This is a genomic window from Caballeronia grimmiae, assembly GCF_000698555.1.
GTDB lineage: Bacteria > Pseudomonadota > Gammaproteobacteria > Burkholderiales > Burkholderiaceae > Caballeronia > Caballeronia grimmiae.
In genome coordinates, this window is sequence record NZ_JFHE01000001.1 from 109,184 (window position 1) to 128,738 (window position 19,555).

The window sequence follows — 19,555 nt, forward strand, 5'->3', positions numbered from 1 at the left end:
TCTTTTCCCGATGTGGTTCCAGTCAAAGCCCGTCTGTGAAACCCGCGCGCCACGCATGTCCTTTGTAAAGACAGGCGCGCGCGAGCCTCGCAAGACGAACCCGCGTTATAGATCCTCAGACCCGAGCAGCATTTCCGTGATGCCTTTACCGGCTTGCACCATCGGGAATACGTTTTCGGTGGGATCGGTCTGGAAGTCGAGAAATACGGTGCGATCCTTCAGGCGCAGCGCTTCCTTCAGCGCCGGCTCGACATCCGCGGTCTTCTCGACGCGAATGCCGACATGACCGTACGCCTCGGCGAGCTTCACGAAATCAGGCAGCGCGTCCATGTACGAACTGGAGTAGCGCTTCTTGTATTCGATCTGCTGCCACTGGCGAACCATGCCGAGATAGCGGTTGTTCAGCGAAATGATCTTGACGGGCGTGTTGTACTGCTTGCAGGTCGACAGCTCCTGAATGCACATCTGGATGGAGCCTTCGCCCGTGATGCAGACGACTTCCTCGTCCGGATAGGCCATCTTCACGCCCATTGCGGCGGGCAGGCCGAAGCCCATCGTGCCGAGACCGCCCGAGTTGATCCAGCGGCGCGGCTTGTTGAACGGATAGAACTGCGCCGCCCACATCTGGTGCTGGCCGACGTCCGAACAGACGAACGCGTTGCCGTCGGTAAGCTCCGCGAGCTTTTCGACGACGTACTGCGGCTTGATGATCTCGCTCTTGCGGTCGTACGCGAGACAGTCCTTCGCGCGCCAGCTTTCGATGTCGTCCCACCATTGCTTGAGCGCCTGCGTGTCCGGACCATGCTCGGCGTGCTGAAGCTGCTCGATCAGTTCCTTCAGGACTTCCTTCACGTCGCCGACGATCGGAATGTCCACCTTCACGCGCTTCGAAATAGACGACGGATCGACGTCGATATGGATGATCTTGCGCGGCGACGACGCGAAATGCTTCGGATCGCCGATCACGCGGTCATCGAAGCGCGCGCCGATGGCGATTAGCACGTCGCAGTGCTGCATCGCCATATTGGCTTCGTACGTGCCGTGCATACCGAGCATGCCGAGGAACTTCTTGTCGCTCGCGCGGTAGCCGCCGAGGCCCATCAGCGTGTTGGTGACCGGATAGCCCAGCAGATCGGCGAACTGGTTCAACTCGCGCGACGCATCCGCGAGGATGATGCCGCCGCCGGTATAGATATACGGGCGCTTCGCCGACAGCAGCAATTGCACCGCCTTGCGAATCTGGCCGGAGTGGCCCTTCGTCACCGGGTTATACGAGCGCAGCGACACGCTCTTGACCGGTTCGTACCGGCACGGCGCCTTCGACACGTCTTTCGGAATGTCGATCAGCACCGGACCAGGACGGCCTGTGCGGGCAATGTAGAACGCTTTCTTGATGGTGGCGGCGAGATCGCGCACGTCCTTCACGAGGAAGTTGTGCTTCACGCAGGGACGCGTGATGCCGACGGTGTCGCATTCCTGAAAGGCGTCGAGGCCGATGGCCGCAGTGGGCACCTGCCCGCTGATGACGACGAGCGGAATGGAATCCATGTAGGCCGTCGCGATGCCGGTGACGGCATTGGTGACGCCCGGACCCGAAGTCACGAGGCATACGCCGACCTTGCCGGTGGAACGCGAATAGGCGTCCGCGGCGTGCACGGCGGCTTGCTCGTGGCGCACGAGAATGTGTTGAATCTGGTCCTGCTTGTACAGCTCGTCGTAGATGTAGAGTACCGAGCCGCCGGGATAGCCCCAGATGAACTCGACGTTCTCGTCGGCGAGCGCACGCATGAGCACGGTCGCGCCGATAGAGTCAGCGTCGTGGGGAGGAGTGGTATCCGACGTGGAGAATTCCGCGCTAGGCATATTCATTCATCACCTTTCGAATTTTCGGCAAAAAATTGATCGGGTGCTCTCTGCCGGGCTTGTGGCTCGGGTTCAAGCGGCGCGTCTTGGTTTGACAGGCGTGCTTCTTGGGCTCGCCTCAAAGCAGACATTTCACTTTATGATGCGAGTCAGAAAAGATAGCCCGGTTTTGCGCATTGGGTCAAGCAAAAATTTTCCGATCATTGCGCGTCAGGCTTGCGGACCCGGTTTCAATCGCCCGGACCATGCGCCTATCCGGCAACAAATCGTCCCGATTCGTCCGGGCGCGGCGAAAATTTGCTAGCATCCGCAGGTTTCCCTGCAACTCCCTATTCTCTTTCGACGCAATTCGCTGCGCCGGGTCCCCAACGGATGGCATCAGACAAGGAACTCGCCGACTTCCTGGCGGGCGTCGAAAGACGCGCGTTCAAGCAGACCGTCTACACCGTACGCGATGACGACGCGGCGCTCGATATCGTGCAGGACGCGATGATCAAGCTCGCCGAAAAATACGGCGACCGTCCGTCCGCCGAGCTTCCGCTTTTATTCCAGCGTATCCTTCAGAATGCGACGCACGACTACTTTCGCCGCCAGAAAGTCCGCAACACCTGGGTGAGCCTGTTTTCGTCGTTCGGCAGCGCGGACGACGACGAATTCGATCCGCTCGAAACGCTGGAAGCGCAAGGCGGCGGCACGGGCAGCGAAAGCAGCGAGAACAGGCTGGAGCGCGAACAGGTGCTGAATCTGATCGACGCGGAAATTCAGAAATTGCCGGCGCGTCAACGAGAAGCTTTTCTCATGCGTTACTGGGAAGATATGGATGTCGCCGAGACGGCCGCCGCGATGGGCTGCTCCGAGGGCAGCGTGAAGACGCACTGTTCACGCGCCACGCACGCGCTCGCTCAAGCCCTGAAAGCCAAAGGGATCACGCTATGAGTTCCGCTCCTGAATTAAACGAAAACGAGTTCGCGCTGAAAGTCATTCGCGCGCTCGACGAAAATGCGTCGAATATTCCGGCCGCTGCGAGCGAGCGCCTTGCGCTTGCGCGCCGGGCGGCGCTCGCGCGCAAGAAGCCGGAGAAAGTACCTGTCGCCGCCTTCACGCCGGCCTTTACGCCCGCGTTCGCCGGCGCGGCGGGCGGCCTGCGCAACGCCGGCGGGTCCGGCGGCGAGCCTTCGCACAAGGGCCTGTTCGCGCGGATCGGCGGTTTCGGACTGGCGTTGCCGGTGCTCGCGCTCGCCGTCGCGCTGGCGGGCGTCGCGTATTGGGAAGATCAGGAGCGCAAGGCCGAACTCGCCGATATCGACGCGGCCATGATGAGCGACAGCCTGCCGCTCGACGCCTATCTCGATCACGGGTTCAACGCATACCTGACGCGCAATCACTAAGCATCGGCCAACGAGCAACGCACATAGCGGGGGAATTTTCGGGTGAGTTACAAGCGCGGTCTCGCGATTGTTTTTGGCTGCGCGATTGCGGGTATGGTCGCGTTCGCCGCCACTTACCCGCGTTTCTACTCGTCCCCTGCCTCCTCCGCTTCCGTGGCCGCGCCCATCGGGGCGAGCGCCGCCGCTGACAGCGAGGCCCTGCCCCTCGCCGCACTGTCGGCGAATCCGCTCTCCTGGAACCGCCTGACCGAAGCGCAGCATGTCGCGCTCGCGCCGTTCGCTACGCAGTGGGATTCCTTCAGCGACGAGCGCAAGCAGAAGTGGCTGAGGATCGCGTCGCGCTATCACCGGATGTCGCCGGAAGCGCAGAAGCGCCTGCAGCAGCGCATGCAGGAATGGGTTCGCATGACGCCCGACGAACGCAAGGTCGCGCGGGAAAATTATCAGGTCTCGAAGTCGGTGCCGCTCGACAAGCGCGAGCGCGCGTGGGACGCGTACCAGAAGCTCCCTGAAGAACAGAAGAAGAAGCTCGCCGCGAGTGAGCACAATCGCCGTCCGACTGTCGTCAGCGCGCCGCCGACGGGCAAGACGGAGGTCAAGGACATCAACCGCCTCGTCACCGCACGCGAGCAGGGTCACGCCGCCGGGCACGCGCAAGGCGAATCGGGCGCATCGGCGTCGCTGCCCGCCGTGCCGTCGCTGCCGGGCATCCCGAACGCGGCGAGCATCGTGCCCGCCACGCCGATTCCTGTTTCGCCGCAGCAGGCGCCGTCGATGTACAACGGGTCGTGAACGCGCGATGAACGCCGACACGACCGTCTCGCCGCTTCGCGCGCCCGCGCTGCGCCGCCGCCTCGCGACGATGATCTACGAAGGCGTCATCCTGTTCGGCGTCGTGTTCATCGCCGGCTATCTGTTCAGCACACTCACGCAGCAGCGCAACGGCCTCACGCATCACAACCTGCTGGCGTCGTGGATCGGCATCGTGCTTGCCGCCTACTTCGTGTGGTTCTGGACCCACGGCGGACAGACCTTGCCGATGAAAACCTGGCGCATGAAAGTCGTCGATGCCCACGGTCAGCCGGTCAAGCCCGGCCGCGCCCTCGCGCGTTACGCCCTCGCGTGGCTCTGGTTCCTGCCGCCGCTCGCGCTGCATCCGCTGATGTCGCTGGCCGTACCGCAAACGCTCGTCGTGTTCGGCGTCTGGGTGACGCTGTGGGCCGCCGCCGTCCGGCTCGATCCGGCGCGCCAGTTTCTGCACGATCGTCTCGCGGGCACGCGCATCGTCGCCACACAGGCAAGCACCGCGAAATAACTGCCGCGTAATAAGAAGTTCTCGTGACCGTCATGGCTCCGTCACGGCCGCATGGCGCAATGCGCATACCGAAACCCGATGCGCGAGCCAATGCCTTCGAACTCGTCAGTCACGCCGGCAATCGATTCCTCCTCGGCTTACTGGTTCCGCAGCACCGGATTCACGCTGCCGTCCAGTCCGCCCGACACAACCGAGCCGGTCACTGAAGGCGATTCCCCGGACGGTCCGCACCGCTACCGGACGATCTGGCTTTCCGATATCCACCTCGGCTCAGGCGGCTGCCAGGCGCCTTATCTGCTCGATTTTCTGCGGCATCACGAGTCGGACTATCTGTATCTCGTCGGCGACATCATCGACGGATGGCAGCTTCGCAAAGGCTGGTTCTGGCCGCAGGCGCACAACGACGTCGTGCAGAAAATCCTGCGCAAGGCGCGCAAGGGCACGCAGGTCGTCTACATTCCCGGCAATCACGACGAAGCCGCGCGCCAGTTCTGCGATCTGGCGTTCGGCGACATTCACGTGCGGGGCGAAGCGTTCCACACGACGCTCGCGGGCAAGCGCCTGTGGATCGTGCACGGCGATCTTTTCGATGGCGTCATCGAGCACGCGAAGTGGCTCGCCTATCTCGGCGATACCGCCTACACCGCGATTCTCCTGCTCAACCGCTGGTTTAACCGAGTGCGAACGAAGCTCGGCTTCGATTACTGGTCGCTCTCGCAGTATCTGAAGCATCAGGTCAAAAACGCTGTCAGCTTCATTTCGCAGTTCGAACGAGTGATGACCGACGAAGCCCGCCGGCGCGGCTGCGACGGCGTCGTATGCGGCCATATCCACAAGGCGGAAATCCGCGACATCGACGGCATCCTCTATTGCAACGACGGCGACTGGGTTGAAAGTCTCTCCGCGCTCGTCGAGACCCACGACGGCGAGCTGAGGATCGTGTACTGGACCGTCATGCGCGCGTCCGGTCAACGCCCCGCCACCACGCACGCGACGGTTTGAACGTACGCGTCATCCAATCCGGGACTGCTATGAAAATCATGATCGTGACCGATGCATGGGAGCCGCAGGTCAACGGCGTCGTGCGGACGCTGAAGAACACGCGCAAGGAATTGATGGCGCTGGGCCATCGCGTGGAGATGCTCACGCCGCTCGAATTCAGGACCATTCCCTGCCCCACTTATCCCGAGATTCGCCTGTCGCTGATGCCGCGCCGCCGCGTGGCCGAGCGCATCGACACGTTCGATCCGGACGCGCTGCACATCGCCACCGAAGGCCCGCTCGGGCTCGCGGCCCGTGCGTATGCGCTGCGTCACAAGCTGCCGTTCACGACCGCGTACCACACACGCTTTCCCGAATACGTGAAGGCGCGCTTCGGCATTCCGCTCGCCGCGACGTATCGGTTTCTGCGATGGTTTCATCGTCCCTCGCAAGCGGTGATGGCGCCGACGCCCGTCGTCAAGGATGATCTCGAGCACTACGGATTCACGAACGTCGTGCTGTGGACGCGCGGGGTCGATCTCGACATCTTTCATCCGATGGACTCGAAAGTGCTCAACACCGCGCGGCCGATCTTCCTCTACGTGGGACGCGTGGCCGTCGAGAAGAACGTGGAGGCGTTTCTCAAACTCGATCTCCCCGGCTCGAAGTGGGTCGCGGGCGAAGGGCCGGCGCTCGCGGAGCTGAAGTCGCGCTATGCGGGCGTGAACTATCTCGGCGTGCTGTCGCAGCCGGAGCTTGCCAAAGTCTATGCCGCCGCCGATGTCTTCGTGTTCCCAAGCCGCACCGATACGTTCGGCCTCGTGTTGCTCGAAGCGCTGGCCTGCGGCACGCCCGTCGCGGCGTTTCCGGTGACGGGCCCGATCGACGTGCTCGGTCAGCACGGCCCCGGCGCGCTCAACGAAGACTTGCGCGAGGCCTGCCTGCAGGCGCTGACGATCGATCGCGCCGATGCGCGCGCGTGGGCCGAACGCTTCTCGTGGCGCGCGGCGTCGGAGCAGTTCGCCTCGCATTTGCGGCGATTCGAGCCGCGCGCGCCGAGTTCCGACCGGGCGGCTGCATGACGCGTCGCGCGCTCGCCGACCGCGCCGAAGACGACGAAGCGGAACGCGTCGAACCGCTCGGCCCGGACGACCTGCCCTTCAATCCGTATAAAGGCAATCGCGGCGTCACCCGGGCATGGCACGCGATGAAGAACTCGATTTCCGGATTGCGCGTCGCGATTCGCGAGGAAAGTGCTTTTCGGCAGGAGTTGACGCTCGCCGCGATCCTGCTGCCGTGCAGCGTCGTCGTGCCGGTCGTTCCGGTCGAGCGCGCGGCGCTGGTTGCCTCAGTGCTGCTCGTGCTCATCGTCGAATTGCTCAATTCCAGCGTCGAGGCGGTCATCGACCGCATCTCGCTCGAACGGCACGAACTCTCGAAGCGCGCGAAAGACTTCGGCAGCGCCGCCGTGATGGTCGCGCTGGGCGCGTGCGTGCTCACGTGGACGCTGATCCTATGGCCGCTTGCGCCTGCGCTCGCCGCGTGGCTCGCCCAGTCCGCGAAGTGATGGCACCGAACTTTGCTCCATCTCAGAAAAGGAAAAGACCTGCCCGAGAGTCAAGCCCGGGCAGGCAAAGACGCGGTTTATAATCGTCCGATATTCTCAAAAATAGCAACGGAAGCGGACGGGAGCACTCTCTGCACGCCCGCGCGAGCCGGATGCCAAGGTCGGACGACATGGAAGCGAAACCTCCCCGCCGCACCCGCGAACGGATTCTCGAGCTGTCACTGAAGTTGTTCAACGATATCGGCGAGCCGAACGTCACGACGACGACCATCGCCGAGGAAATGGAAATCAGTCCAGGCAATCTGTACTACCATTTCCGCAACAAGGACGACATCATCAACAGCATCTTCGCTCAGTTCGAGCAGCAGATTCAGAAGCGGCTGCGCTTTCCGGACGATCATCGTCCGACGATCGACGAGATGTGGTCCTATCTGCAGTACATGGCCGATTTTTTGTGGGCGTACCGGTTCCTGTATCGCGACCTGAACGACCTGCTCGCGCGCAACCGCACCCTCGAGACGCATTTCAAGCAGATCATCACGCACAAGGTGCGCTTTGCCGGCCAGTTGTGCGAGGCGCTCGTCGCCGATGGCGAGATGGTCGCGACGCCCGACGAGATCAAGGTGATCGCGACGAACATCGGCGTGATCTCGACGTACTGGCTGTCGTATCAGTACGTGATGAACCCGCGCAAGTACAACGATCAGGAAGCGATCCGCGCGGAACTGCATCAGGCGAGCCTGCACATTATTTCGATCATGGCGCCGTATCTGCGCGGCCGCTCGCGTCAGCTTTTCGATGACCTGGTGTCCGGTAAACTGGCCAAGCGCGAATATGCGGACTTTCTGCCGCCGCGCGACGATGCCGCTGCCGCATCGAAGACCGAAACACCAAAGGATTCCCGATAATGAAGGCAGTCTGTGTCTATTGCGGCTCCGCGACCGGAGCCCGCCCCGTCTATGCCGAAGCGGCCAAAGCGTTTGGCCGCGCGCTCGTCGAAGCCAATCTGTCGCTCGTGTATGGCGGCGGCCGTGTCGGCTTGATGGGCCTCATCGCCGATGAAGTGCTCGCCGCTGGCGGACGCGCGGTCGGCGTCATTCCCGAGTTGCTGCTCGCGAAGGAAGTGGGCCATACGGATCTCACCGAACTGCACGTCGTGCCCGACATGCACGAGCGCAAGAAAAAAATGGCCGATCTCGCCGATGCGTTCGTCGCGATGCCCGGCGGCGTCGGCACCTTTGAAGAGTTCTTCGAGGTCTACACGTGGGCGCAGCTCGGCTATCACCAGAAGCCGGTCGGCCTGTTGAACGTGAACGGCTATTTCGAGCCGCTGATGTCGATGCTTCGCCATACCGTCGACGAAGGCTTCATGCGCAAGCCGTATCTGGACTTCATCCAGATCGCCGCCGAACCCGGCGGGATGATCGCGAAGCTCGAAGCGTACACGCCTCCCGCCCACGACAAGTGGACGGAAAACCGCAACGTCGTTTGAGGATCGAATCGATGTCGAAAGTCATCCTGATCACCGGGGCAAGCCGCGGCATCGGCCGTTCGGCTGCGATTCTCGCGGGCGCGCGCGGCTGGTCGGTCGGCGTCAACTACGCGACGAACGCCCGCGCCGCCGATGAAACCGTCGCCGCCGTGCAGGCCGCGGGCGGCAAGGCCATCGCCATTCAGGGCGACGTTTGCGACGAAGCCGCGATCATCGCGATGTTCGACGCCACCGAAGAGGCGTTCGGCCAGCTCGATGGCGTGGTGAACAACGCGGGTATCGTCGCGCCGGGGTCGGCGCTGGCGGACATGGACGTCGCGCGTCTGAAGCGCATTTTCGACACCAACGTGCTCGGCGCGTATCTGTGCGCGCGCGAAGCGGCGCGGCGACTTTCGCGCTCGCGCGGCGGCAAGGGCGGCGCGATCGTGAACGTGTCGTCGGCGGCGGCGCGGCTGGGTGCGCCGAACGAATACGTTGACTATGCCGGCTCGAAAGGCGCGATCGACGTGCTGACCATCGGGCTGTCGAAGGAACTCGGGCCGCAAGGCGTGCGCGTGAACGCGATCCGCCCCGGGCTCATCGAGACCGAGATTCATGCGAGCGGCGGAAAGCCGGATCGCGCGCAGGTGCTCGGCGTGCAGACGCCGCTCGGCCGTGCGGGCACAGCGGACGAAGTCGGGGAATCGATCGTGTGGCTGTTGTCGGATGCGTCGTCGTATGTGACGGGAGCGATCGTCGACGTGACGGGCGGGCGGTGATCGGAGAGCAGCGCGTCATGTGGGCTCGGGAGCGAATCCGATCTGATATCCGCGTTGCATCAACATCTGCGCGAAATCCATCTCGCGTAACAATCGCGCCGTCATGCTTCGCGGCCACGAATAGCGCAACGTCGGCGGATCGATCCCGACGAGACGGCGGCATTTACCATGATGGCCGAAAAGCCGCGAGAGATCGGCATCCGCGTGCAAACTTCCGCTGTCTTCCATGGCGAATTGCGCACAGAGATCGAGCGGCGCAAAGCGGATGCCGACTGCTTCCAGTTGCGGTCTCAGCAGGCAGGTGAGTTGCACGTCTTCGTTCGTCGGATTGGCAGTCCAGTGCGGTTTGAACGGATTCTTCAAATAACCGTCGGGCGGTATGACGACGACTTGTATGTCTTGGTGCGTGAACAGCGTCTGCATCATGCGGCGGCTACGCAGGCTGAATCCGCCGTTCAGTATGGGCAGAACGGAATGACCGGGCTTATTCAGCAAAGGCAACCAGGAAAAGTTGTCCATCCACCGTGTGCCTTCGGGCGAATGAACGCGCGCGAGATGAACCGGCGCGCCGATATAGTCGTAGTCGAAGTATTCGTCGCGCCAGTTCGCGCCATCCAGCACCCAGCCATCATCCTGCACGACGAGCGCGTAGTCAGTCTCGATGAAATGCCAGAGGACGAACATCATGAACCAGCTGTATTCGATGTAGCTCATCGGTGCGATGGCCTCGTGCCGGATGCTCGCCGGCAGATCGGCGGGCGCGTGAGGACAACATAGCACTGCGCGCGCGCCCGGCATGTTGCGCTGACTGAGCGTCAGGGCATAGGCGGCACTTTGGGCATCGGACACACCGGTTACGGCAATGAGCGTAATGCGGCTGAAGGCTGAGTGGGACATGGTGCGGCATTCATCGAGAAGAGCAGCCGCTCAGGATAAATCCGGGCAGCACATGCAGACTACTGGCTGCAGTGCCCGACGTCCATGCCGAAATGTGAAATTTCAGCCCGGCGCGATGCTCCGCATCAAAACCCCCCATGCTTCGCGAGCCACGCCTCTTCCTCCGCCGAAGTGCCCCGCCCCAGAATCCGGTTGCGATGCGGAAATCTCCCAAACCGCGCGATCACGTCCGCATGCTCCACCGCCGATTCGTAGAAGCTCGCGACGCCCGTCTCGTCTTTCAGCTTCTCGAAGAGACGCAGCGATTCGCGCTGGCTCGGCATCGTTTCATCGTGTTCGAACGGCATATACGCGAACGCGCGATGGTACGCCGTCGGCAAACGCAGATCGTCGCCCTTCTCGACCATCGATGCAGCCAGCGCGAGCGCCCGCTGATCGCCCGCGAACGCACGCGGCGTATTGCGATGGCAATTGCGCGACAACTGATCCAGCAGCACGATCAGCGCTAGCGCGCCGAGCGGGGTGCGCTCCCAATCGCGCAAGCCGCCCGCCTGCGCTTCGTCGAGCAGCGGACCGAAGCGCTCGTTGAGCATCGCGTCGAACGCGCGCTTTTTCGTCCACCATTGCTTGCGCTCGGCCCCGAACTCGGGCGATCCCGCAACGCCGAACCACGCATCGAGAACCGCCTGCGCGCGAGGATCGATGCTCAAGCCAGTTCCAGCACGAGCCGCCGCGTGCGCGCGCTCTTCTTCTCGAGCTTCGCAATGCGCAGCCCGCCGATCTCGCCGGTATTGCGCACATGCGTGCCGCCGCACGGCTGCAAATCGACGTTCTCGATGCGCAAGAGCCGCACGCGGCCGAGACCCATCGGCGGCTTCACGCTCATCGTGCGAACGAGTTCGGGGCGCGCGGCCATTTCGTCGTCGGTGATCCATTCGGTGCGCACGTCGTGCGATCCGCCGATCAGCTCGCGCAGTTTCGTCTCCACGTCTTCGCGCTCGATCGGTTCGACGGTGGCGAGATCGAGCCGCGCGTAATCCATCGTGATGCTGCAGCCATCGACCGGATACGGCAACACGGCGCAAATCAGGTGGCTCGCCGTATGCAGCCGCATATGCCGATACCGCCGCTCCCAGTCGATCTCCGCGCTCACCCTGTGCCCCGCCTTCAGCTTCGCGAGCGCGTCTTCCTGGCCGGGCGCGGGCACGTGCACGGCGTCGTCGGGCGTCGCGCCTTCGAACTTCGCCTTGCGCGTATCGGCAATCGCGATGACCGTGCCGTCCGCGAGCGTCAGCGTGCCCGCATCGCCGGCCTGACCGCCGCCGAGCGGATAGAACACGGTCTGATCGAGATGGATGCCCGCTTCGTCGATCGCGGTGATGGTCGCGTCGCAGCGCGTTTGATAGGCGTCCTCGTGAAAGAGTGCGCGTGTGCTCATGACTTCATATCCTCGATTGGCTTGCCGGTAATCGACAGATGATGCCGCAAACGAACGCCGGCTCGCCCGATACAAAAGCAGGCGATTCAACCGGGACGGTTGCGCATCCAGTCGGCGGTATCGAAGAAGGAAGCCAGCAGGCGTTCGCGCAGCGGCTCCGGCAGGCCGATGTCTTCCATCGCCCAGGCCATGCAGCGCAGCCATTGATCGCGCTCGGCGGATGCAATCGCGAACGGCAGATGCCGCGCCCGCAAGCGCGGATGCCCGAAGCGGCTGATGTAGTGATCCGGCCCGCCCATCCAGCCGCACAGGAACCAGAAGGTCTTGTCGCGCGAATTGTCGAGCGTTGGAGGATGCAGCGCGCGGATGCCCGCGAACTCCGGTTCCAGGTCCATCAGGTCATAGAAACGGTCGACGAGCGCACGCACGCGCTCCTCGCCGCCGACCAGCTCGAACGCGGTCGGCGCGTTGTCGCGATTGCTCGTTTCGTCGCCGGAGGATGGTTGATTCACTTCGCTCATTGCTTTGCTTTCTACAAAAAACTACGCGTCACGCAAGGATTGCAGCGCCGGACGCGCCAGCACGCGGCGCAGGCTCATCCAGCCGCCGAGCCCCGCGCACGCGATGCCCGCGACGATGCCCGCCGGCACGAGCCACGGATTGAAATCGATATGGAATTCGAACACGCGCGAGGCCAGCACGTAACCGATGCCTTGCGCGCCGAGCGCGGCCATCAGCCCCGCGAGCGCGCCGACCGCGACGAATTCGGCGACCTGCACCGACCGCACCTGCCGATGCGACGCCCCGAGCGCCCGCAACAGCGCCGATTCGCGCATGCGCTCGTCGCGCGTGCCCGCAAGCGCCGCGTACAGCACGAGCACCCCCGCCGCGAGCGTGAACAGGAACAGGAACTGGACCGCGCCGATCACCTGCGCGAGCGTGCGCTGAATCTGCGCGAGGATCGGCGCCGTATCGATGGCCGTCACGTTCGGGTAAGCCGCGATCAGGCCGTCGATCATGCGCTGGTCGTCGGCGGGCAGATGGTAGCTCGTAATGAACGTCGCGGGCAGATCGGCGAGCGCCTCGGGCGGCATCAGCACGAAGAAGTTGACCTTGAACGAATTCCAGTCGACCTTGCGCAGGCTGGTCACGGGCGCTTCCACCGGCAGACCGGCGACATCGAAGCGCAGCACGTCGCCCATTTTGACGCGGATGGTCTTCGCGATGCCCTCTTCGATCGACACCTGCGGCTTCGCGCTCGTGCCGAACCACGCGCCCTGCGTCACGCGGTTGTCGTCCGGCAAGGCGGTCGTGTAAGAGAGGTTGAACTCGCGGTCGACGAGCCGCTTTGCATCGGCTCTTTCGTAGCTGTCCGGATTGACCGGCTTGCCGTTGATCGAGACGAGACGCGCGCGCACCATCGGCGATAGCGCGGCCTGCGGCTGACCGTGTCCATGCAGATAGGCGAGCACGCCGTCGCGCTGCTCCGGCTGGATGTCGATCAGGAATTCGTTGGGCGCGTCGGGCGGCGTGGCGTCGCGCCATCCCTTAATGAGATCGTTGCGCGTCATCGCGATCAGCAACAGGCACATCAACCCGATGCCGAGCGCGGTGATCTGCAACGCGCTCGCACCGCTGCGCCGCTCCAGCGACGCGAGCGCATAGCGCCAGCCGACGCCCGCGCGGCTCTTCTCGCGCCGTACGAAACGCGCCGCCACCCACAGCGCCGCCCGCGCGATCGCGCCGAACAGCAGCAGCCCCGCCGCAAAGCCGCCCGCGACGATGCCGCCGAGCTTCCATTCCCCCGCTGCGATGACGAGCAGCCCCGCGAACAGCAGCACGCCGACACCGTAGGCCGCGTAAGCGACGCGCCCGGCATCGCCGAGTTCGCGGCGGATCACGTGGACCGGCGGCACGCGCGTGAGCGGCAACAGCGGCGGCAGCGCGAAGCCGAGCAGCAGCACGAGCCCCATCGCGATGCCTTCGAGCGCCGGCCAGACGCTCGCCCGCGGCAGTTCGACATCGACGAGCGAGCCGAGCCAGTGCAGCAACACGAGATGGCCGATGAAGCCGAGCGCGATGCCCGCCGTGCTGCCGATCACGCCGATCGCCAGGAATTCGTTCAGGAAGAGCGCGCGCAGCGTGCGCTGGCTGACACCCAGACAGCGCATTGCGGCACAGCCGTCGAGGTGGCGTCGCGCGAAGCGATGCGCGGCCATCGCGATGGCAACCGCCGCGAGCAGCGCCGTCAACAGCGATACGAGCGTCAGGAAGTGGCTCGCGCGGTCGATCGTCTGCCGCACTTGCGGCTGACCATCCGATAGCGATTCGAGCGACACGCCGCGCAGCTTCCCGCCGTCGGTCTTGTCGCGGGCGAACTGCGCGAAGCGCTCCACTTGCGCGTCCGGCCCGGCCACGAGCAGCCGATAGGTCACGCGGCTTCCATACCCGAGCAGGCCGGTCCCGGCGATTTCATCGGCGCGCATCATCAGACGCGGCGAAAAGTTGACGAACGAGAAGCCGCGATCCAGCTCCCGCGTGATGACGGCGGCCACCGTGAAGGTCCGCGTGCCGACTTTGACCGTCCCGCCGACTTTGGTCTTCAGTGCATCGAGCAGCGCCGGATCGACCCAGACCGTGCCGGGCGCGGGAATGCCTTGCGCGGGCGCGTCGGGTGTCTCGGGGGCCGGCGCGATGCGCAGCGCCCCGCGCAGCGGATAGCCGGCCGTCACGCCCTTGATCGCCGCGAGCCGCGACAACGGTTCGCGCGATGTCCCGCTGATCATGCTCGGGAAGATGGTCGTGCCGGCGGTCTCCAGCCCGAGCGAGCGGGCTTGCGCGGCGAAGATCGCATCGACGGGATGATCGGCGCGCACGACGAAATCGGCTGCGATCATCTGACGGCCATCGCGGGCGAGGCCCTGACGCATGCGATCGGCGAGAAAGCCGACGCTCGACAGCGCAGCGACGGCCAGCACCAGCGCGAGCAGCAGCATCGTCAGTTCGCCGGCGCGCCAGTCGCGTGCGGTCATGCGCCACGCCTGGCGCACGGTCTGCAGGAAGTCGAGTCCGGCTGTCGGATGCGTTTCGTGGAGAGAGGGCGACGCTTTGGCCGCGGGTTTGTCGTTACGGGCCGCGGTGCTCAATCGTGCTTGCTCCGCAGTCGGCTGATCGGATGGTGCGTGCCCGGCATCATGTGCTTCGCCATGCGCAGCACGCCGCCGTGCACGCCGCGCACGAGACGCGGCAGCGCCCATCCGGCCACGATGAGGAACGCGATCAGCATGACGAGGAAGAGCAAGGGCAGGAAGAACGCGAGCGCGAGACCGCCGAGCGCGCCGACGTCTTCGGTGGCGGACGCCGCCCAGTTCGACACCGGTTCCGGCGACAGATTGATGAGTGCGCGCGTGCCGGCCTTCGCGAAATGCGACGCCCCGGCGAGCGTGCCGCCCGCGAGCGCCGCGACGGTGAGCATGGCCGGATCGGCGTGACCGAGCGAGCCGGCGGCGAGCACCGCGCCGGCGGGAATGCGGATCAGGGTGTGGACGGCGTCCCAGAGCGAATCGAGCGCGGGAATTTTATCGGCGAGGAATTCGACGACCGTGAGGAAGCCTGCGACGCCGATGACCCATGGCGAGGCGAGGACTGCGAGGGAATCCGGCAGGTGGATGAGGCCGATGCGCTCGAACAGGCCGGCGATGAAGACGGTGAGATACAGGCGCAGCCCGCTCGCCCATGAGAGGCCTGCGGCGAGCGAAAGTGACTCTAGCATTGCTGTCTCCTGTCGGCCGGAGTTAGCGCTTTAGCGCTTACTGCCGTCCCATGCAAAGCTGTCGGCCAGAGTTAGCGCTTTAGTGCTTACTCCGGCCCGATGCGAAGCTGTCGACGGCAGTTGGCGCTTTGGCGCTTACTGCCGTCCCATGCAAAGCTGTCGGCTGGAGTTAGTGCTTTAGCGCTCACTCCGGCCCCATGCAAAGCTGTCAGCCAGAGTTAGCGCTTTAGTGCTTACTCCGGCCCGATGCGAAGCTGTCGACGGCAGTTGGCGCTTTGGCGCTTAATGCCGTCCCATGCAAACTTGTCGGCCTGAGTTGGCGCTTGAACGCCTGCTTCGGCCCCGAGCAATACCGTCAACGAACTGACCGCCCAACCGCCCAACTGCCCTACTGCCCAACCGCCCTCGAACCAATATTAAGACGGATCTGAGAGCATTATATCCACGCAAAAAGCGCGCGGTGCACCGGGCATCCAAGCCATTACCGTTCCCGGCACCACCGCCCGCCCCGCCGTCAAGCGCGCAACGGTGCAACGACTCAATGCCCCGACGTCATCTTGAGGCCAACCAGCCCCGCGATAATCAGCACCGCACTGGCGATGCGCCCTGCCGAAACCGCCTCGCCCATGAACACGATGCCGAATACGAACGCGCCGACCGCGCCGATGCCCGTCCACACCGCATAGGCGGTGCCGAGCGGCAACTGGCGCATGGCCATGGCGAGCAGCACGAAGCTGCCGGCGGCGGTGATGAGCGTGAAGACGGACGGCCCGAGTCTGGTGAAGCCCTCGGACGATTTGAGTCCGGCGGCCCACGCAACTTCGAGCAAACCGGCGATGAAAAGAAGGATCCAGGACACGGGGTTGACTCCCTGTAGAAGCGGGGCCGTCCCCGATGAATCGAAGCGCGTGCGGTCGTCCGGCACGGCTATAGCTAAAGCGAAATCAACCTGCGATTGTATCGCAGCGGCGCATCGGCACAGGGCGACGCCCGATCGGCAAAACTGGTGTATCAAGAAGCAACGAACCAAGCGACCAACGAAGCAACGAAGAACCCGCCAGGGAGCGTTCATGCATATCGACTCGGTGCTGCTGTCCCGTTTCCAGTTCGCGTGGGTGGTCGCGTTCCACATCCTGCTGCCCGCTTTCACGGTCGGCCTCTCGTGCTTCATCGCGACGCTCGAATTCAACTGGTGGGTCACGAAGCGCGATGTCTTCCGCCGCCTCTCCTCCTTCTGGCTGAAGATTTTCGCGGTGTCGTTCGGCATGGGCGTGGTATCGGGCATCGTGATGCCGTTCCAGTTCGGCACCAACTGGAGCCGCTACGCCGACAAGACCGCCAACGTGGTCGGCTCGCTGATGGGCTACGAAGTGCTGACCGCGTTCTTCCTCGAATCGGCGTTTCTCGGCGTGCTGCTGTTCGGCCGCAAGCTCGTGCCGCAGTGGGCGCACGTGATGTCCGCGATGTTCGTCGCGATCGGCACGCTCATCTCCTCGTTCTGGATTCTCGCCGTCAATAGCTGGATGCAGACGCCGCAGGGCTATCGCATCCTGCCGGATGGGCGCTTCGATGTGGTGAGCTTCTTCGACGTCATCTTCTCGCCGTCGTTTCCGTTCCGGCTCGCGCATACCGTGTCAGCGTTTCTGGTGACGACCGCCTTCGTCATACTCGGCGTCGCCGCGATGTACATGCGGCAGCGGCGCGCGATCGAAGAAAGCCGCGTGATGCTGAAAATGTCGCTGATCTTTCTTGCCATCATGGTGCCGCTCCAGATGGTGATCGGCGACGCGCACGGCCTCAACACGCTCAAGCATCAGCCCGCCAAGCTCGCGGCGATGGAGGCGCTGTGGGAAACCCGATCGCGCGTGCCGGCCAATCTCTTCTCGATTCCCGATCAGGACGAGGAGCGCAATCACTTCGAAATCTCGATACCCGTGCTCGGCAGCCTATACCTCACGCACGATCCGAACGGCGTCGTGCGCGGACTGAAGGACTTTCCGCGCGAGGATCGTCCGCCGGTCGCGGTCGTGTTCTTCGCGTTCCACATCATGGTCGGCGTGGCGCTGCTGATGCTCGCGACCGTCGTGACGGGCGTCGTGCTGTTCGCGCGCGGCAAGCTGGAAAACAGCGCGCGATGGCTGCGCGCGGCGACTTTCACGATGCCGTTCGGCTTCATCGCGGTGATCGCCGGATGGACGACGACCGAAGCCGGCCGCCAGCCGTGGACCGTGTACGGCATCCTCCGCACGCGCGACTCAGTGACGCCCTCGCTCACCACCGGCGATGTCGCGCTGTCGTGGCTGCTCTACGTGCTCGCCTATACGGTGATCTTCGGCGCGGGCTTCATTCTGCTGCGGCGTCTGGTGCGTATCGGGCCTGCGCAGGCGACGCAGGATCACGAGAACGAGAGCCTTCAGCCGAAGACGCGGGCGGCGCGGCCGCTGTCGGCGGTGTCGTCGGGCGGCGAGACGTCGCGGCAGTCCGGACGCGTCGCAACCAGCGACGACATCGTGCCGCCGCGCCGGCGCAACTAGCCAGTCGATCATCCTAGCGAACCATCGAACGGAGAACCGCGATGCTCGATCTCGTGCCGCTGTGGGCCGCCATTCTCGCGCTGGCCGTGTTCATGTACGTGCTGCTCGACGGCTTCGACCTCGGCGTCGGCATGCTGTTTCTGCTGCGCCGCGATTCCGAAGAACGCAACCTGATGATCAACTCCGTCGCGCCCGTATGGGACTTCAACGAGACGTGGCTCGTGCTCGGCGGCGGCGGCCTGTTCGCCGTGTTTCCGCTCGCGTTCGCGATCATCGTCCCGGCGGTCTACTTCCCGATTCTCTTCATGCTGCTCGGCCTGATCTTTCGCGGCGTCGCGTTCGAGTTCCGCGAAGTGACCGGCGCGCGCAAGTGGCTGTGGGATCGCGCGTTCGCGTACGGCTCGCTCGTCGCGACCTTCGCGCAAGGCATCGTGCTCGGCATGTTCATTCAGGGCTTTCCGATCAGCGGACGCCAGTTCGCCGGAACGAGCTGGGACTGGGTCGCGCCGTTTCCGCTGCTCGTCGGCGTCGGGCTGATCTTCGGCTATTCGCTGCAGGGCGCGACGTGGCTCGTCTTGAAAACGGAAGGCGAATTGCAGGACTGGGGCCGCAGGATGGCGCGTTACGCGCTGATCGGCGTGGTCGGGTTCATCGTGCTGATCAGCGTGTGGACGCCGCTCGAGGATGCGCGCATCGCCGCGCGATGGTTCGGCTTTCCGGGCAGCATCGCCTTCGCGCCAGTGCCGATACTCACCGCGCTGCTCGCGTGGACGCTCTGGTCGAGCCTGGGCAAGGGCCGCGAAGCCCTGCCCTTCGTCTGCTCGATGGGCCTCTTCTTTCTCGCCTTCACCGGGCTCGTCATCAGCCTGTGGCCGTACATCGCGCCGCCGTCGGTGACGCTGTGGGAGGCATCGGCGTCGCCGATCTCGCATCAGTTCTTCCTGATCGGCACGATGTTTCTCCTGCCCGTGCTGATGGTCTACGTGACGTGGTCATATTGGGTGTTTCGCGGCAAAGTGCGCGGCGATATCGGCTATCACGTCGAATGACGCGACGCCCGGCTCAGAGCTTCTGCTGCACCGCGAGCGACAGGATGCGCGCCCACTGACGCGCCTCCGCGCGATTGCGCATCGGCAGACGCCACTGGCCGTGCGCCGGATCGACGACATCGAGCAGTACATGCCATCCGCTGCCTTCATCGGCCCGCGCCCCGCGCAGGTCCGCGAAGATATAGCTGCCGCGCGCATCGCCGACGCGCACGTCGAGCAGCCGCTTGCCCGCCGCGAGCCGCACGCCGCCCCACTCGCGCGCGAGTTCGTGCGTCCAGCCGGCGCCGTCATCGCCCTTAGTGCGCGGCAGATTTGGCGCGATCTCGCGACGCCGCGCGAGCCAGAAAGCGACGCCCGCCGCGATTGCCGCCGCCACCGCCAAAGCGACGCCGATCGCGACCGAAAGCCCGAAGCGCGCATGGATCGCGTCGAAGGACCACACTGCGCCGTAGATGAGCGCGCCAAGCGCGATGAGCGCAAGGACGATCGGCATGTCGCTTA

At 64.3% G+C, this 19,555-nt stretch carries 21 protein-coding genes; 12 read left to right on the forward strand and 9 right to left on the reverse strand.

Going from position 1 to position 19,555, the window contains the following annotated elements:
* Nucleotides 1-105: 105 nt before the first annotated feature.
* Complete coding sequence (locus BG57_RS00525) at nt 106-1,869, reverse strand: acetolactate synthase 3 catalytic subunit (RefSeq protein ID WP_035959460.1); 1,764 nt, start codon at nt 1,867-1,869, stop codon at nt 106-108.
* Between the two features lie 366 nt (nt 1,870-2,235).
* On the opposite strand from BG57_RS00525, the gene BG57_RS00530 reads away from it, so the two are divergent.
* From BG57_RS00530 to BG57_RS00575, 10 genes are all read left to right on the forward strand, one after another.
* A complete protein-coding gene (locus BG57_RS00530; protein ID WP_035959461.1) occupies nt 2,236-2,799 on the forward strand; it encodes an RNA polymerase sigma factor in 564 nt (187 codons plus the stop codon).
* Entirely contained in the window at nt 2,796-3,251 is a 456-nt protein-coding gene (locus BG57_RS00535; RefSeq protein ID WP_035959462.1) for a DUF3619 family protein, read from the forward strand. Before BG57_RS00530 ends, BG57_RS00535 begins: the two co-directional genes overlap by 4 nt.
* A 42-nt stretch (nt 3,252-3,293) precedes the next feature.
* Nucleotides 3,294-4,043, forward strand: coding sequence for a DUF3106 domain-containing protein (locus BG57_RS00540; RefSeq protein ID WP_035959463.1), 750 nt, complete (start codon nt 3,294-3,296; stop codon nt 4,041-4,043).
* A 7-nt stretch (nt 4,044-4,050) separates the two neighbouring features.
* Nucleotides 4,051-4,566, forward strand: a complete 516-nt coding sequence (locus BG57_RS00545; protein ID WP_035959464.1) for an RDD family protein — start codon at nt 4,051-4,053, stop codon at nt 4,564-4,566.
* Nucleotides 4,567-4,656: 90 nt separating this feature from the next.
* Nucleotides 4,657-5,568, forward strand: coding sequence for a UDP-2,3-diacylglucosamine diphosphatase (locus BG57_RS00550; protein ID WP_035959828.1), 912 nt, complete (start codon nt 4,657-4,659; stop codon nt 5,566-5,568).
* Nucleotides 5,569-5,597: 29 nt separating this feature from the next.
* A complete protein-coding gene (locus BG57_RS00555; RefSeq protein ID WP_035959466.1) occupies nt 5,598-6,629 on the forward strand; it encodes a glycosyltransferase family 4 protein in 1,032 nt (343 codons plus the stop codon).
* Complete coding sequence (locus BG57_RS00560; protein WP_052005542.1) at nt 6,626-7,114, forward strand: diacylglycerol kinase; 489 nt, start codon at nt 6,626-6,628, stop codon at nt 7,112-7,114. The genes BG57_RS00555 and BG57_RS00560 overlap by 4 nt, the downstream gene beginning before the upstream one ends.
* Nucleotides 7,115-7,284: 170 nt before the next feature.
* Nucleotides 7,285-8,022, forward strand: coding sequence for a TetR/AcrR family transcriptional regulator (locus BG57_RS00565; RefSeq protein WP_035959467.1), 738 nt, complete (start codon nt 7,285-7,287; stop codon nt 8,020-8,022).
* A complete protein-coding gene (locus BG57_RS00570; protein ID WP_035959468.1) occupies nt 8,022-8,606 on the forward strand; it encodes an LOG family protein in 585 nt (194 codons plus the stop codon). Before BG57_RS00565 ends, BG57_RS00570 begins: the two co-directional genes overlap by 1 nt.
* Before the next feature lie 11 nt (nt 8,607-8,617).
* Complete coding sequence (locus BG57_RS00575; RefSeq protein ID WP_035959469.1) at nt 8,618-9,364, forward strand: SDR family oxidoreductase; 747 nt, start codon at nt 8,618-8,620, stop codon at nt 9,362-9,364.
* Nucleotides 9,365-9,379: 15 nt separating this feature from the next.
* Here BG57_RS00575 and BG57_RS00580 read toward each other — a convergent pair whose 3' ends face one another.
* The 7 genes from BG57_RS00580 to sugE all read right to left on the reverse strand — a co-directional run bounded on the left by BG57_RS00580 (nt 9,380) and on the right by sugE (nt 16,330).
* Nucleotides 9,380-10,261: a DUF5672 family protein gene (locus tag BG57_RS00580; RefSeq protein ID WP_035959471.1), complete on the reverse strand. Its 882-nt coding sequence runs from the start codon at nt 10,259-10,261 to the stop codon at nt 9,380-9,382.
* Between the two features lie 125 nt (nt 10,262-10,386).
* Nucleotides 10,387-10,965: a DUF924 family protein gene (locus tag BG57_RS00585; protein ID WP_035959832.1), complete on the reverse strand. Its 579-nt coding sequence runs from the start codon at nt 10,963-10,965 to the stop codon at nt 10,387-10,389.
* Between the two features lie 2 nt (nt 10,966-10,967).
* Nucleotides 10,968-11,903, reverse strand: a complete 936-nt coding sequence (locus BG57_RS00590) for an alanyl-tRNA editing protein (protein ID WP_268237969.1) — start codon at nt 11,901-11,903, stop codon at nt 10,968-10,970.
* Complete coding sequence (locus tag BG57_RS00595) at nt 11,786-12,220, reverse strand: group II truncated hemoglobin (RefSeq protein WP_035959474.1); 435 nt, start codon at nt 12,218-12,220, stop codon at nt 11,786-11,788. Before BG57_RS00595 ends, BG57_RS00590 begins: the two co-directional genes overlap by 118 nt.
* Nucleotides 12,221-12,241: 21 nt before the next feature.
* On the reverse strand, nt 12,242-14,731 hold the full coding sequence (locus BG57_RS00600) for an ABC transporter permease (protein ID WP_174447180.1): 2,490 nt from the start codon (nt 14,729-14,731) through the stop codon (nt 12,242-12,244).
* A gap of 110 nt (nt 14,732-14,841) precedes the next feature.
* On the reverse strand, nt 14,842-15,471 hold the full coding sequence (locus BG57_RS00605) for a DUF4126 domain-containing protein (RefSeq protein ID WP_035959477.1): 630 nt from the start codon (nt 15,469-15,471) through the stop codon (nt 14,842-14,844).
* Between the two features lie 538 nt (nt 15,472-16,009).
* Entirely contained in the window at nt 16,010-16,330 is a 321-nt protein-coding gene (gene sugE / locus BG57_RS00610) for a quaternary ammonium compound efflux SMR transporter SugE (RefSeq protein ID WP_035959833.1), read from the reverse strand.
* Between the two features lie 211 nt (nt 16,331-16,541).
* Here sugE and BG57_RS00615 point away from each other — a divergent pair, with 211 nt between their 5' ends.
* Together BG57_RS00615 and cydB are read left to right on the forward strand one after the other, a co-directional pair.
* Nucleotides 16,542-18,005: a cytochrome ubiquinol oxidase subunit I gene (locus tag BG57_RS00615; protein ID WP_035959478.1), complete on the forward strand. Its 1,464-nt coding sequence runs from the start codon at nt 16,542-16,544 to the stop codon at nt 18,003-18,005.
* Nucleotides 18,006-18,046: 41 nt separating this feature from the next.
* A complete protein-coding gene (gene cydB / locus BG57_RS00620) occupies nt 18,047-19,054 on the forward strand; it encodes a cytochrome d ubiquinol oxidase subunit II (protein WP_035959480.1) in 1,008 nt (335 codons plus the stop codon).
* Between the two features lie 13 nt (nt 19,055-19,067).
* Here the strand turns inward: cydB and BG57_RS00625 are convergent, their stop codons facing one another.
* Nucleotides 19,068-19,547, reverse strand: coding sequence for a hypothetical protein (locus BG57_RS00625; protein WP_035959481.1), 480 nt, complete (start codon nt 19,545-19,547; stop codon nt 19,068-19,070).
* Nucleotides 19,548-19,555: the final 8 nt, after the last annotated feature.